At 59.4% G+C, this 13044-nt stretch carries 16 protein-coding genes; 2 read left to right on the top strand and 14 right to left on the bottom strand.

Going from position 1 to position 13044, the window contains the following annotated elements:
* Positions 1–14: 14 nt before the first annotated feature.
* The 4 genes from AAC077_RS04150 to AAC077_RS04135 form a co-directional block, all read right to left on the bottom strand.
* Entirely contained in the window at positions 15–815 is an 801-nt protein-coding gene (locus tag AAC077_RS04150) for an ABC transporter permease (RefSeq protein WP_339766808.1), read from the bottom strand.
* Positions 808–1737 carry an ABC transporter permease gene (locus AAC077_RS04145; RefSeq protein WP_339766806.1) on the bottom strand — a complete coding sequence of 310 codons (930 nt, stop codon included), beginning with the start codon at positions 1735–1737 and terminating at the stop codon, positions 808–810. The genes AAC077_RS04150 and AAC077_RS04145 overlap by 8 nt, the downstream gene beginning before the upstream one ends.
* Positions 1738–1739: 2 nt before the next feature.
* Complete coding sequence (locus tag AAC077_RS04140; RefSeq protein WP_339766804.1) at positions 1740–2819, bottom strand: ABC transporter ATP-binding protein; 1080 nt, start codon at positions 2817–2819, stop codon at positions 1740–1742.
* 161 nt (positions 2820–2980) lie between these two features.
* Complete coding sequence (locus AAC077_RS04135) at positions 2981–3190, bottom strand: hypothetical protein (protein WP_339766802.1); 210 nt, start codon at positions 3188–3190, stop codon at positions 2981–2983.
* Positions 3191–3353: 163 nt separating this feature from the next.
* Between AAC077_RS04135 and AAC077_RS04130 the strand changes: the two genes are divergently transcribed.
* Positions 3354–3869, top strand: coding sequence for a chemotaxis protein CheD (locus AAC077_RS04130; RefSeq protein ID WP_339766800.1), 516 nt, complete (start codon positions 3354–3356; stop codon positions 3867–3869).
* 190 nt (positions 3870–4059) lie between these two features.
* On the opposite strand, the gene AAC077_RS04125 is transcribed toward AAC077_RS04130, so the two are convergent.
* The 10 genes from AAC077_RS04125 to AAC077_RS04080 all read right to left on the bottom strand — a co-directional run bounded on the left by AAC077_RS04125 (position 4060) and on the right by AAC077_RS04080 (position 11539).
* The gene (locus AAC077_RS04125) at positions 4060–4398 is read right to left on the bottom strand and encodes a hypothetical protein (RefSeq protein WP_339766799.1); all 339 of its coding nucleotides are present in this window, start codon (positions 4396–4398) and stop codon (positions 4060–4062) included.
* Positions 4395–4781, bottom strand: a complete 387-nt coding sequence (locus AAC077_RS04120) for a response regulator (protein ID WP_339766797.1) — start codon at positions 4779–4781, stop codon at positions 4395–4397. The genes AAC077_RS04125 and AAC077_RS04120 overlap by 4 nt, the downstream gene beginning before the upstream one ends.
* Positions 4768–5679: a protein-glutamate O-methyltransferase CheR gene (locus AAC077_RS04115; protein ID WP_339766795.1), complete on the bottom strand. Its 912-nt coding sequence runs from the start codon at positions 5677–5679 to the stop codon at positions 4768–4770. Before AAC077_RS04115 ends, AAC077_RS04120 begins: the two co-directional genes overlap by 14 nt.
* On the bottom strand, positions 5676–6134 hold the full coding sequence (locus AAC077_RS04110) for a chemotaxis protein CheW (RefSeq protein WP_339766793.1): 459 nt from the start codon (positions 6132–6134) through the stop codon (positions 5676–5678). The genes AAC077_RS04115 and AAC077_RS04110 overlap by 4 nt, the downstream gene beginning before the upstream one ends.
* Positions 6131–8272: a chemotaxis protein CheA gene (locus AAC077_RS04105; protein WP_339766791.1), complete on the bottom strand. Its 2142-nt coding sequence runs from the start codon at positions 8270–8272 to the stop codon at positions 6131–6133. The genes AAC077_RS04110 and AAC077_RS04105 overlap by 4 nt, the downstream gene beginning before the upstream one ends.
* Before the next feature lie 11 nt (positions 8273–8283).
* Complete coding sequence (locus tag AAC077_RS04100) at positions 8284–8649, bottom strand: response regulator (protein WP_037920566.1); 366 nt, start codon at positions 8647–8649, stop codon at positions 8284–8286.
* Positions 8646–8915 (bottom strand): STAS domain-containing protein, encoded by a 270-nt coding sequence (locus AAC077_RS04095; protein WP_339766785.1) that lies wholly within the window; start codon positions 8913–8915, stop codon positions 8646–8648. The genes AAC077_RS04100 and AAC077_RS04095 overlap by 4 nt, the downstream gene beginning before the upstream one ends.
* A gap of 265 nt (positions 8916–9180) precedes the next feature.
* Positions 9181–10266, bottom strand: coding sequence for a methyltetrahydrofolate cobalamin methyltransferase (locus AAC077_RS04090; RefSeq protein WP_339766783.1), 1086 nt, complete (start codon positions 10264–10266; stop codon positions 9181–9183).
* Between the two features lie 13 nt (positions 10267–10279).
* A complete protein-coding gene (locus AAC077_RS04085; RefSeq protein ID WP_339766782.1) occupies positions 10280–11209 on the bottom strand; it encodes a methylenetetrahydrofolate reductase in 930 nt (309 codons plus the stop codon).
* Positions 11210–11242: 33 nt separating this feature from the next.
* Entirely contained in the window at positions 11243–11539 is a 297-nt protein-coding gene (locus tag AAC077_RS04080; protein ID WP_339766780.1) for a virulence factor, read from the bottom strand.
* 266 nt (positions 11540–11805) lie between these two features.
* Here AAC077_RS04080 and AAC077_RS04075 point away from each other — a divergent pair, with 266 nt between their 5' ends.
* Positions 11806–12918, top strand: a complete 1113-nt coding sequence (locus AAC077_RS04075; protein WP_339766777.1) for a Ppx/GppA phosphatase family protein — start codon at positions 11806–11808, stop codon at positions 12916–12918.
* The last annotated feature ends 126 nt before the right edge of the window (positions 12919–13044 follow it).

The following is a 13044-nucleotide window of genomic DNA, read 5'->3' as shown; positions in this document are numbered from 1 at the left end:
TGGTTTTTTATAGTTCAGGTCTTGAGTTTGCTGAGCGCGGTAAAGGCGACGACCATGGTCACCGAGATCCCCAGCAGGACGGTCGAGATCGCGTTGACCTCGGGCGTGACGACACGACGCAACTGACCCAGCATATAGGTGGGCAGCGTATCTTGTCCGGCAGATTTTACAAACTCGGTGATCACCACGTCATCCAGGCTGATCACAAAGGCCAGCATCGCCCCGGCCAGAATGCCGGGCCACAGTTGCGGCAGGGTGATGCGGGTAAACACGCGAAAGGGGGGCGCATACAGATCGGCCGCCGCCTGTTCCAGCGCCAGATCCATCCCGATCAGCCGTGCGCGGATCGGCAGATAGGCAAAGGGGATGCAAAACGCCGTGTGCGCGATGACCAGATACATCAGGCCGGTGTAGCCCGTCGCCACCTTGATCATCGCAAAGAAGATCAGCAGCGCCACGGCCGTTACAATCTCGGGCACCATCAGTGGCTGATTGATCATTGCAAAGACCACCGACTGTCCCTTGAACTTGCGCGTTCGGGTGGTTGCAAGGGCTGCCAGAACGGCCAGCGTGGTGGAAATGCCCGAGGCCCAAAAGGCGATCACAAGGCTGCGAACGGTCGCTTCCTGCACCTGTTGATTGTCCCAGGCCGACACATACCAGCGCCAGGAAAACCCTTCCCAGATCGCAATCGACGTGCCTGCGTTGAACGAATAGATCACCAACAAAAAGATCGGCATGTACAGCAGCACAAAGGTCACAACCGCGATGGTTCGAAACCCCGGCATCTGTTGAATTTGAAAGCGTTTAGCCATGTTCCGGGCCCTCGTTTCCTGCTGCGCGCACGTATGCCATCAGCGCCACCATCACGATGGCCAGCAAGGTGATCGACAGCGCCGCCCCCAATGGCCAGTTGCGGCCCTGTCCGAATTGCAGCTCGATCAGGTTGCCGATCATCAACTGGTTGCCGCCACCCATCACGCGCGGCGTCACATAAGCGCCCAGCGACGGCACGAACACCAGGATCGACCCGGCAATAACGCCCGGCTTGACCAGCGGCAGGATGATCCGCCGCAGCACCTTCATCCGGGTCGCATACAGATCGTAACCCGCTTCGACCAAGGAGAAATCCAGCCGCTCCATCGACGCATACAGCGGCAGGACCATCAGCGGCAGATAGACATAGATCATGCCCACAAGGATCGAAAACTCGGTAAACAGCATCTGAATCGGTTCGTCGATAATGCCTGTCCACATCAGCAGCGTGTTGATCGTGCCTTCGTTGCGGATCAGTTCGACCACGGCAAAGGTGCGGATCAGGATGTTGGTCCAGAACGGAATGATATTCAGCAGCATCCACAGGTCGCGCTGGTGCTTGGGGCGCGTGGCGATGAAATAGGCGGTGGGAAAGCCAAAGATGATGCAGCCCACGGTGGTCATCAACGACAGTTTGACCGACCGCCAGAAGATCGACAAATGCGCGCTGGACCAGCTGAGCGTGTCATCGAAAATGTCGCGCTGCATGAACACGTTGAACCACGCATCCCCCGAGGGTTTCCAGACGACGCCACTGTAATCTGCGGGCGTCAGCATGGAATAGACCAGGGTGATCAGCAGCGGGCCAGAGGCGGCGAACAGCAGCACGACAAGGGCAGGGGTCAGCAACAGCCAGCGCACCCGGCTGGCACGTTTTTCTGCACGGGTGGCGATCGGGGCGGGGGACGCGGTATCTGTCATGCTCAGTCCCTCAGAACCTGACCGACACCGGGCGCGAAATCGACGCTGATGCGGTCACCGGTGCGAAAGCCCGATGTTTCGTTCGGACGGTTCTGGCGGCGCACCACAAAGCCGGTGCCGTCATCCAGTGCCACGTGGTAATGGGTGTCGGTGCCAAAATAGACGATTTCTGTCAGCTTGCCGGGCAACAGCCCGTCGGCCTCGGGGTGGACGCTTGCGTGTTCGGGGCGCACGGCCAAAGTTACCTTGCCTTTCAGCTCCGCGCCCTCGGGCATCTTGGCGGCGATGGTCTTGCCCGATGACAGGGTCACCTGCGCCTCGGTGCCTGCGTTGGCGGTGATTTGGGCGGGCACAAAGTTGGTGTCGCCGATAAAATCCGCCACGAACCGTTCCGCCGGGCGGTCGTAGATGTCACGCGGCCCCCCGATCTGGCGGATGGTGCCGGCGCTCATCACCGCGATGCGGTCCGACATGGTTAACGCTTCTTCCTGATCGTGGGTGACGAAGATAAAGGTGATGCCGGTTTCCATCTGCAACCGCTTCAGCTCTAACTGCATGTCCTTGCGCAGCTTGAAATCCAGCGCGCTCAGCGGTTCATCCAACAACAGAACTTTGGGCCGCGGGGCCAGCGCACGGGCCAGAGCCACACGCTGCTGCTGACCGCCCGAAATCTGTCCGGTCTGGCGGTCGGCCATCTGGCTCATCTTCACCAGCTCCATCATCTCGCCCACGGTCTTCTTGATTTCATCCTTGGGCTTGCCCAGCATTTCCAGACCAAAGCCGATGTTCTGCGCCACCGTCAGGTGCGGAAACAACGCATAGCTTTGAAACACCGTGTTCACGGGCCGTTTGTAGGGCGGCAGATTGGTCAGATCTTCGCCGTGCATCGTCAGGGTGCCCGACGTTGGATGTTCGAACCCGGCAATCATCCGCAAAAGCGTGGTCTTGCCACAGCCCGAGGGGCCAAGGAGGGTAAAGAATTCGTTGTCCTGAATGTCGATGCTGGCATCGGCCAGGGCGACAACATCTGGCGACCCCGCATAGACTTTGCGTAGATTGCGCGCACTGATTGCTGCGGTCACGTGTGGTTTCTCCCTTTGGTCAACAGGTCTGTTTTGCCCATTTTGATCATAACTCTGAAACCGCGCAGCTTGCCAAAATCTTCGAACATATGAATTAATCCTTTGTTCTTAGGTGTGAATTGGACAGGACTGCGACCTTTCAGGCTAATTTGATCAAAATGTTAGGCCGCAAATTTCAATTCTGCAACGAGAGTTCGTCGCACATGTCGTTTTTTTTGCGTTTCACCGATGCCTGCATGTTTTTGCAGCGGTGTCCGCCACGCGCGCGCACGGGTCAGATGCAGACCGATGATACCGCGATTTCCGGCCTGCGGGCGAAAGTTTTTCAAAACCCAATCAAGGTTAAGCCACTGTTCACCCATCCGCGTCATAAACCCAAGTACCGGACAGCGGGACGTGCTGTCAGGTTTCGAATTCAGTTACGGGTGCCGAACCAATGTGCTTTCGCTTTAAATTTTCTACTGACGGACACTCGGATACCGCAGGCGCCGGATTCCGTGGTGAACCGGCCTGCGGCCTTGCGGGTGCAGAAACATGAGCGAAACACGGATGCACATCACCCAGGGCCAACACGCCACGTCGGGCGACGACGGTGTGGTCATCACCACGTTGCTTGGATCTTGCGTGGCCTGTTGCCTGTGGGACCCTCAGGCAAAGGTCGGTGGCATGAACCATATGCTGCTGACCGTGCGGCAGGACGCGAACCTGACCGATAATCTGGTGGGCGTGAACGCGATGGAGGTGCTGATCAACGCGCTGATCAAATCCGGAGCACGCCGCGATTCCCTGCGCGCCAAGGCATTTGGCGGCGCGCGCATGGTCGATGGGCTGTCAGACATCGGTGACGCCAACGCCCAGTTCACGTTGGATTTCCTGGAAAGCGAGGGGATCACCTGTGACGGCCATTCCTTCGGGGGCACCAATGCGCGCAATATCCGGTTCTGGCCAGCGTCGGGGCGCGTGTTGCAGCGCATTTCCACCGATCGCCTGATCGAGCCAAAAGCGATTGTTCAAGCGCCGCCAGAAGGCAACGATCTGGAGCTTTTCTAGCAGACTTGCTTTGCCAAACGGAAAGTTTGCAGCGGGCGGTGTCGTCGGGTTCAACAAAAATCATCGGGTTTTATTAGAAAACCGTGTTCTATTAGAAAACCGGGTTCTGTTAAAAAACAGTGATTGCAGCGGGTGTTTCCCACCTGCTGCAATGACTGTTTTCGTAAAGAGTTTGAAGCGCCTTCGGGGATCAGAACAGATCCAATGCCCCCGCATCACGGTGTTGCGCCGCGGCGTGCCCTGCATCTTCGATCAACCGCCTTGTGCTTTCCAGCCGCACAGTATCGCTTAAGCTACGAGAGTGTTGATCCGGCGCGCCGAACTGTCTGACCAGCTCTGAAATATCCATCAGGGACTGGTGCAAATAATCCAGCTTTTGCATTCCGGTCAGAAAATCGGCCTCTGTCATGTCCAGATGTTTGAAATGCGCACCGATCAACAGCTCGACTTGGCGAACCTGTGCCGCAAGCTCGGCCAGATGCGCGCCGGTGCGCGAGGGCAGCGGGGTGTCTTTGGGGGGCAGGGTCATAGCGGGCCCACCACAGTTTCAATACAACGCCGCAGATCAATAGGCTCGAACGGCTTTTTCAGATAGTTGTTCATGCCCAGCTTGCGACCATAGTCGATGATCTGCTGTTCGGCGCGACCGGTGATCAGAATGAACCCGATCTTTTGCGTGGCGGGTTGGCTGCGCAGGTGATGCAGAAATTTCAGCCCGTCCATGTTGGGCATGTTATAATCCGAGATCACCAGATGCACAGGCGTGCGCTGTAGCTGCACCAGCGCCGCCGCCCCGTCGTCAGAGGTGTAAACGGTTTGAATGCCAAATCCGTCCAGCGCCTGGGTGATCAGGCCCCGGCTGGTGGACATGTCATCGACGACCATGACCCGTATTTGATCACGAAGTGCCATGTGTTTCCCCCTGTATTGCTTTTAAATTCAAAGAGTTGATAGGTTGCGAGCGTGTTTTGGTATATGTGGTGGGGCCGGTGACGGAAAAACCGACAGTTTCCGGTGCGGATACGCGTTCGGAATGGCCCAGAAACAACCGGCCGTCGGGTGCCAGAACGTTGTGAAAGCGTGGCCAAAGTGCGTCTTGCGTCGGGGCATCAAAGTAGATCACCACGTTCCGGCAAAACACCGCGTCAAATGTCTGACGCATGGGCCAGGTGTTCATCAGGTTCAATTCCTTGAACCGCACCAGGTTCCTGCACGCGTCGGCCATTTTATGGGCAGGTTGCCCTTTCAATTGGGTTGGTTGCATGAACCGTTTGCGCAGTGTTTCGGGCACGTTGTCCGTCATCCGGTCGGGATAGGTCGCAGAGCGGGCAAAGGCGATGACCTTTGGGTCGATATCGGTTGCGAGAATGCGAAAATCGGCGTCTAGAAGGCTGGGGTCCTTGTCCAGCAGATGCATCACGATCGAAAACGCCTCTTGCCCGTTGGAACACCCCGCAGACCAAATGCGAAACCGGCCACCCGCTTTCAGCCGCGCTTTTACCTTTGGCAGAACCTCATCGGCCAGAATGTCAAAATGATGCGGCTCGCGGAAAAAATGCGATACGTTCGTGGTCAGCGCTGAAATCATCATACGCCGCTCGCGGGCGCCGGCGTCCGTGCGCACCAGCGCCAGGTAGGATTCGAACGTATCGATGCCCGTTTCCTTCAGGCGATAGCGCAGGCGCGATTGCACCATGCGCACCTTTTCCGGCAACAGGATCAGCCCTGCTTCGCGATAAGAAACCTGGTGCAGGGCATCGAGCGTCGCAAGGCTGAGCTGAGGCTCGGAGTCTTGTTCGGGCACAATCATGCAGCATCACTTTGTGGCGCCGGTACGATCTCCGACAGCTCAAGCACGCGGATCATCCGGTCATCCAGCAAGGTCAGCGCCTTGATCACCCCGGGACCACCGGCCGACGCGGCATCAGGCGGGGGTTGCAGGTCTGTCGATGTCAGCGCGATAATGTCCGAGACCGCATCGACCAGAAGGCCGGTCATCGTTTCTTCGTATTTCACGACGATGATCACGTTGCGGTCCGTATGTTCGCGCGGCGGCAGGCCCAGTCGTTCTGCCAGGTCCATCACCGGCAAGACCGTGCCACGCAGGTTGATCACGCCCTTCATATAGCTGGGCGCATGGGGCAGGGGCGTGGTACGGGTCCAGCCGCGGATTTCACGGACACACATGATGTCGAGCGAGTATTCCTGATCGCTTAACCGGAAGGTCAGAAGTTCGACGGGGGCGCTGGGTTTGGGTTCGGTCATGATGTCATTTCCATCAGATTGGGGGCAATGGCCGAGGTGCTGCCTTGAGCCTGTGCGATGATGTCGGAAGGGTCGAGGATCAGGGCAATCTGCCCGTCGCCAAGAATGGTGGCCGCGGCAATGCCCGGCGCGCGGTAAAAGCTTTCGTCCAGACCTTTGATGACGACCTGTCGTTGATCCTGTATCTCGTCCACGATCAGCGCGGCGCGGCTGCCTGCCTCGTCAGCGATCAGCAAAACGACCGCGTCCAGATAGCTATCCTGTGCCGCGCGGTAGCCAAGTTCGACGCCAAGGTCGAACAGCGACACGAATTCACCGCGCACCCGAACAACGTTCAGGCCGGGGCGGGTTTGTTCCAGATTGCTGTGGTCTATGGTCAAGGTCTCGATCACCAGATTGAGCGGCAAGACCATGGTTTCACCAGCCACTTGCACGACCATTCCGTCCAGAACCGCAAGTGTCAGCGGCAGCGAGATTGAAAATGTCGTGCCTTCACCCGGGACCGAGGTGATGGTGATGCGTCCGCCCAAGGACTGGATCGCGTTGCGCACCACATCCATGCCGACGCCGCGACCGGACAGGTCAGAGACTTCGGACGCGGTTGAAAATCCCGGCAGGAACAGAAGGTTGTCGATTTCCGTGTCCGACAGCGTGGCATCTGCCGCGATCAGGCCCTTGTCCGTGGCGATTTGCTGAACCTTTTCGCGGTTGATGCCGCCGCCGTCGTCGGAAACTTCGATGATCACGCGGCCCGACCGGTGGGCGGCTGTCAGCTTCACGACACCTTGTTCGGATTTGCCCGCAGCGACGCGGTTTGCTGTGGATTCCAGGCCGTGATCCACCGCGTTGCGGATCATATGGGTCAGCGGATCGGACAGCCGTTCGATCACGGTTTTATCCACTTCGGTGGTGTCGCCCTCGGTGACCAGACGCACGTCCTTGCGCACGGCTGCGGAACATTCGCGCACGATGCGTGACATGCGCTGGAACAGGGATTTGACAGGCTGTGCGCGGATCATCATCACGCTGTCCTGAATGTCGCGGGTCAGGCGCTGGAATTCCTCCAGCCCGTTCATCGCATCCGAATGGGGTGACAGGCCCGAGGATTCGAGGCTTTGTGACAGCATCGCCTGATTGATGACCAGTTCCCCCACAAGGTTTACCAGCCGCTCGATCCGGTCCAGATCGACGCGCACCACGGATTTCGCGGCGGCTTGAGGCGCGGACTTGGCTTTTGCCGCGGGCGAAGGCGCTTGAACAGGCGCAGGCTCGGGGGCGGCTGTGATCGAAGGCGCAGGAACAGGTTCAGGCAGGTCTTGAAAATCCGGTACAGGATCGGCCGCAAGGTCTTGCACAGCAGGCATCCGAGACTGGTCTGCCGCAATCGACAGCGCACAAAGCCCGTCCACGAACTCAAAAATCGAGGCAATCTCGGCTTCCTGTACATCCGCCGTCAGGACGACGCGCCACGCCAGGTAGCTTGCCTCGGGGGCGAACTCGGGCAGTTTTGGAACCTTGTCGGACAGGCAGGTGACCTCGCACGGACCCAGATCAGCAAGCGCGCGCAAGATCATGAAAGGTTCGTTGCCGGTCTCGTACATTTCGGCTTCGGGCGCGAAATGGATGGTGAATTGCGCAGGCGCTGCGGGTGGCGGATCGCCAAGATCAAGCCCCAGATCAAGGTCAAGCGCCAGCCCCATAGGCTGGAATTCAATCTCGGCCTCGTCTTCCTCTTCAACGCCGTGGTCGCCCAGCAGCGCATCCAGTTCGGTCAGGATCGCATTTCCCTCGGCCTCGGGCAGCACACCTTCGTCGCGCGATTCCCGCACCAGATCGGACAGGTGGTCGGCTGCACGAAAGAACAGTTTGATCGCATCCCCGTCCGCGACCAGCGTGTTGCTGCGCACGGCGTCCAGCACGGTTTCATAGCGGTGGGCAAAGCGAACCAGTCCTTCAAGGCCAAAGGCACCGGCACCGCCCTTGATCGAATGGACTGCGCGGAAGACAACGTTGATCGTCTCAAGATCGCCGGTGTCCTCGGCCATGGTTTCAAGACCGTCTTGCAGGGATTCAAGAAGTTCTTCGCATTCGATAAAGAACGAGGCCCTGATTTCGGCCATCGGGTCGGGTGTGGACATTTCAGGTTCTCCTAACCGGCTACCATTTGCAGGGCTTTGATCAGCTTGGCGGGATCAAAGGGTTTGACGATCCACCCCGTGGCCCCGGCACTGCGAGCGCGTGCCTTCAGTTCCGGCGCGGCTTCGGTTGTCAGCACCAGAATGGGCGTGGCACGGTGTTTGTGCTGGCCGCGGACCGCGTCGATAAAGCCAAAGCCATCCATGCGCGGCATGTTGATGTCGGTGATGATCGCATCGGGCGCGATACCACTGAGAACCTCGACCCCGTGTACGCCGTCATCTGCGGTGGTTACGGTAAACCCGGCAGGTTCCAGCGCCAGGCGGATCATATCGCGCATGGTGCGGCTGTCATCGACGGCAAGAATGTTCAGGCTCATGGTGCGACCTCGGCGAGCTTTTCTGGGGTCATGCCCATCCAATGCATTTGCTCCAGAATCTTGTCCGAAACGTTGATCAATTGAACCTGATCACCCGCCGTCTTGTAGGCGGACAGGATCATTTGCATACCCAAGGCGCCGAAATGAACGACGTCGACAGCGTCCAACACCAGCGGCTGGTCAGCGGGGCGTGCCGTCAGGGCGGCCATGACGGCGGGCACGCTGGACAGGTCCAAACGTGGTGGCAGCATGATAGGGTCAGCCATTCGGCAATCCTTTCGTTTTGGGGAAGGGTCGCAACATTACAGTCTCCGCACGGCTTGTCAGCAGTCGGAAACTGTCTAGCGGACGTATCGTTAAGAACGGGTTACGGTAGATGCAGCATTCGGGGTCAGGCCCAGCGAACCATCTACAGGCAAGGGAAAATACCTGTATTCACAGGTATTTTCAGGGGCAGCTGTCTGCATAGCACCTAAAAAAACCCGAAGCGCGGAACGCTTCGGGTCAAAATCAATAAGACTTTAGGAATTATCAGCCGCGACGACGGCGGCCACCACCTGCGCGGCCTTCGCGGCCACGGCCTTCGTGACCGGCCTTGGGTGCGACCTTGTTGAACCGAATCCAGTCGCTGCCGTGCGGGTCATTGTCGGTCAGGAAGTTGGCGGCGCGGATGGCCTCCATTTCCTTGCCTGCGCGCGGCAGGGTCGAGCCAAGACCGAACAACTGCACAAATGTCTCGTCGTCCATGTCGGCGGGCAGGATGATGCCTGCGGCTTCGGCTTCGGCGCGTTTTTCGGCAATCTTCAGCGGACCGACGGGCAATGCAATCGGGTTCATGATCGCGCTGGTCATGCCTGCAGCCATCGCCATCGGCAGGAAGGCGTTGTTGATGCCGTGACGGTTGGGCAGGCCAAAGCTGATGTTGGACGCGCCGCAGGTGGTGTTGACGCCCAGTTCCTCGCGCAGGCGGCGCACCAGGGTGAACACCTGCAAGCCGGCCGTTGCCATCGCGCCGATGGGCATCACCAGCGGATCGACCACGATGTCGTGGGCCGGAATGCCAAAGTCTGCGGCCCGCTGGACGATCTTCTTGGCCACTTCAAAGCGCACGTCGGGGTCTTCGGAAATGCCGGTGTCGTCGTTGGAAATCGCCACGACGGGCACATTGTATTTCTTGACCAGCGGCAGCACCAGTTCCAGACGCTCTTCCTCGCCGGTGACCGAGTTCAGCAGCGGGCGGCCTTCGGCAGCGGCCAGACCGTTTTCCAGCGCACCGGGGACCGAGCTGTCGATGCACAGGGGCACGTCGACAATGGCCTGCACCCGTTCGATCAGCGCCTTCATCAGCATCGGCTCGACAAAGTTGTTGTCGGCATAGCGGGGATCTTCGGCCATCTTGTTCGAGAACACGGCGCCCGAGTTGACGTCCAGAATATTTGCGCCGGCGGCGACCTGTGCCAGCGCGTCGGCCTCGACGCGGCTGAAATCGTCGCGCTCAAGCTCTTCGGCCAGGATCTTGCGGCCGGTGGGGTTGATGCGTTCGCCGATCACGCAAAACGGTTGGTCAAAGCCGATGATCGCGGTCTTGGTTTTGGATTCAACTACGGTGCGTGTCATGTGGTGTGGTCCTTCAGGCGTTGGCCGGTTGGGCAGCAGCGCCGCCGTTTTCGATGGCCCAATGGGCGTTGGTCTTGATACCGCCCAGCGGGAAGAAGTGTACGTTTGTCACGTTAAAGTCGGGATTGGCAGCCTTATGTGCCGCAAGCTCGGAAATCACGTCCGTCGGTTCAAACGGCAGCAACAGTTTGGTCACGTCCTTGGCGCGCCGTTGCAGCACGCGCAATGACGCACCAACACCGCACGCCACCGCGAACTTGATCATGGTTTGCAGTTTGGCGGGGCCGGCAATGCCGATGTGAATGGGCAGGTCGATGCCTGCGGCCTTGATGGTGTCGGCCCATTCAATGATCGGCTGCGCCTCGAAGGCGAACTGGGTGGCCAGCGCCATCTGTGCATCGGTGCGGTTGGAGAAATCTTGTTTCCAACGCAGGGCGTCGGCCACGTTGATGCCACGGCCATCTGGGTCGATGTCCTTGTTGCCTTCGGGGTGGCCTGCGACGTGCAGACGGGTGAACCCTGCCTTGTCGAACGCGCCGGTTTCAAGCAATTGCATCGAGCTGTCGAAATCACCGTGGGGCGTGGTCACACCACCGGCCAGCAGCAAGGCTTGCTTCACGTCAGCTTCGCCCTGATAGCGGGCAATCCAGTCGTCCAGCATGGCGCGGTTGTGGATAATGCGCGCGGGAAAATGCGGCATGACCGGAAAACCGTCAGCGTTCAGACGTTTGGCGGTGGCGACCATATCTTCGATCGGCGTTCCTTCGATGTGGGCGATATAGACGCGGGTGCCTTCAGGCAGAAGGTCGCGGAAATTCTCGACCTTCTCGGCGGTGCGCGGCATCACTTCGATCGAATAGCCTTGCAGGAAGGATTCGACCTGGGGCGAGATGCTGCCCGCAACGGGACCTTCGGGGGATTTCTTGAAACTGAGTAGTGCCATGACAGGGAACCTTTTAAAAAGGGGAGAGGGCGATCAGGCCCAGCCTTCGTTGTCGATCAGCGCCTTGATCCGCGCGGTGTCGTATTCGGTTTCAAGGCGCGTGGCCTCGGCATCGGCGATCTGGTCGGGGTCGCCGTCGATTTCAAAGGGGGCGGCTTTGCGCCACTCTGCCAGATAGGCGTCGGCATCTTTGGCATTCACTTTCATCGCGGCGCGGTCGATGGCCTGTTCAAACCGTTCGGGCAACTGCCGCTTTGAACCGCGACGGCCCTTGCCCACGATCACCTGCGCCGGAATGTCCCGCCAGTATACAATTGTCACGTCAGGCATCTGTGATTCCCCTTGGTCAATTTTGCCCTGTCTAAGGCACACGTTCAGACCACCGGTGGCGTTTTTCGACCCAAAGCAATCTGTCCGCGACCCTTTGCTATGCGATGCCCGTTTGCAGGACCAGAGGCGGGGCGACCCAAAAGGCTCATCATCATTATGCACGGTTCCGAAAGCAGCCCGGGCAGCGGCGATCACATAAAGGTGGCCTTGCACGGGATGCGCCAAAAGCCTATCGTTTGCGCAACTCGTTATGAAAGGCGCATACCATGGCGCCAAAGCGTCCCAAAGGTGCGGGCGCGCTCGAACAACCGGCTCTGAGCCCCGTGCCTCAGTCTGGATCACGTGAGCTTTATGCCGCGCTTGATCTGGGCACGAACAGTTGTCGCATGTTGATAGCCCAACCCAAGGGAACAGGCTTTCACGTGATCGACAGTTTCTCCAAATCCGTCCAGTTGGGCGCGGGTCTGGAGCGCACCGGGCGTTTGTCCCGAAGCTCGATGGCGCGCACCATTCAGGCGCTGCGGATCTGTCAGCAAAAACTGCGCCAGCACAAGGTGCGGCGGATGAAGCTGGTCGCGACCGAAGCGTGCCGCCGCGCGGTCAACGCGCAGGAGTTCATCCAGCGGGTGCACCGCGAAACCGGCCTGCGGCTGGACATCATCCAACCCGAGGAAGAGGCGCGGTTGGCAGTGATTTCCTGCGCGCCGCTGGTCAGCCGCAAGACGCAGAACCTGTTGGTGGTCGACATTGGCGGCGGCTCGACCGAACTGGTGTGGATCGACATTTCCAAAGTGCCCAAGAACGACCGCCCGCAGGCGATCATGCGGCTGCACAGCGGATTTAACACGGCTGCCGTCAAGGACGTGGCCCAGGCCCGCGTCGTGGACTGGATCAGTGTGCCCTTGGGGGTGGCCACGCTGCGCGACCAGTTCAACGATGTCGAGGATGATGCGGCCCGCTTTGCCCTGATGAGCTGGTTTTTCGAGGAAAACCTGGCGGATTTCGCGCCTTACCACGACACCAAGGTGCACGAGAAATTCCAGATTGTCGGCACCTCGGGCACTGTGACCACTGTGGCGGCGTCACATCTGGGGCTGAAACGCTATGACCGGACGCGTGTGGACGGGCTCAGCATGTCGTCGGCGCAGATCGACAAGGTGATCCGCAGCTATCTGGACATGGGGCCGGGCGGTCGGCGCGCCGATCCGCGCATCGGGCAGGACCGTCAGGCGCTGATCATGTCGGGGGCCGCGATCTTGCAGGCGCTGATGCGCTGCTGGCCCACCGACCGGCTGAGCGTGGCCGACCGTGGCCTGCGCGAAGGGCTGCTATATGCGCAGATGAGCGCCGACGGGGTTCTGAGCGACGGTGTGCTGTAGGAGAGGGTGCAGGGGGCTGTCTGCCCCCCGGCCTGCGGCCGTCCCCCGAGGATTTTTTGAACCAGAGAAGACAGGATGTTGTACCATCGCTTGAAGCGGTGCGTTCAAGCGCGTATCTGGTCGGCA

Source organism: uncultured Pseudosulfitobacter sp. (assembly GCF_963976325.1).
GTDB lineage: Bacteria > Pseudomonadota > Alphaproteobacteria > Rhodobacterales > Rhodobacteraceae > Pseudosulfitobacter.
The sequence above is the reverse complement of the archived record's forward strand: the minus strand, read 5'-3'. Positions and strand labels throughout refer to the sequence as shown.

What these genes read in the sequence shown, in the direction of transcription:
- AAC077_RS04145 (WP_339766806.1), bottom strand. Translation starts at nt 1,737, where the DNA reads ATGACAGATACCGCGTCCCCCGCCCCGATCGCCACCCGTGCAGAAAAA.
- AAC077_RS04090 (WP_339766783.1), bottom strand. Translation starts at nt 10,266, where the DNA reads ATGACACGCACCGTAGTTGAATCCAAAACCAAGACCGCGATCATCGGC.
- AAC077_RS04100 (WP_037920566.1), bottom strand. Translation starts at nt 8,649, where the DNA reads ATGAGCCTGAACATTCTTGCCGTCGATGACAGCCGCACCATGCGCGAT.
- AAC077_RS04080 (WP_339766780.1), bottom strand. Translation starts at nt 11,539, where the DNA reads ATGCCTGACGTGACAATTGTATACTGGCGGGACATTCCGGCGCAGGTG.
- AAC077_RS04085 (WP_339766782.1), bottom strand. Translation starts at nt 11,209, where the DNA reads ATGGCACTACTCAGTTTCAAGAAATCCCCCGAAGGTCCCGTTGCGGGC.
- AAC077_RS04125 (WP_339766799.1), bottom strand. Translation starts at nt 4,398, where the DNA reads ATGACCCTGCCCCCCAAAGACACCCCGCTGCCCTCGCGCACCGGCGCG.
- AAC077_RS04095 (WP_339766785.1), bottom strand. Translation starts at nt 8,915, where the DNA reads ATGGCTGACCCTATCATGCTGCCACCACGTTTGGACCTGTCCAGCGTG.
- AAC077_RS04075 (WP_339766777.1), top strand. Translation starts at nt 11,806, where the DNA reads ATGGCGCCAAAGCGTCCCAAAGGTGCGGGCGCGCTCGAACAACCGGCT.
- AAC077_RS04110 (WP_339766793.1), bottom strand. Translation starts at nt 6,134, where the DNA reads ATGACCGAACCCAAACCCAGCGCCCCCGTCGAACTTCTGACCTTCCGG.
- AAC077_RS04120 (WP_339766797.1), bottom strand. Translation starts at nt 4,781, where the DNA reads ATGGCACTTCGTGATCAAATACGGGTCATGGTCGTCGATGACATGTCC.
- AAC077_RS04150 (WP_339766808.1), bottom strand. Translation starts at nt 815, where the DNA reads ATGGCTAAACGCTTTCAAATTCAACAGATGCCGGGGTTTCGAACCATC.
- AAC077_RS04115 (WP_339766795.1), bottom strand. Translation starts at nt 5,679, where the DNA reads ATGATTGTGCCCGAACAAGACTCCGAGCCTCAGCTCAGCCTTGCGACG.
- AAC077_RS04130 (WP_339766800.1), top strand. Translation starts at nt 3,354, where the DNA reads ATGAGCGAAACACGGATGCACATCACCCAGGGCCAACACGCCACGTCG.
- AAC077_RS04105 (WP_339766791.1), bottom strand. Translation starts at nt 8,272, where the DNA reads ATGTCCACACCCGACCCGATGGCCGAAATCAGGGCCTCGTTCTTTATC.
- AAC077_RS04135 (WP_339766802.1), bottom strand. Translation starts at nt 3,190, where the DNA reads ATGACGCGGATGGGTGAACAGTGGCTTAACCTTGATTGGGTTTTGAAA.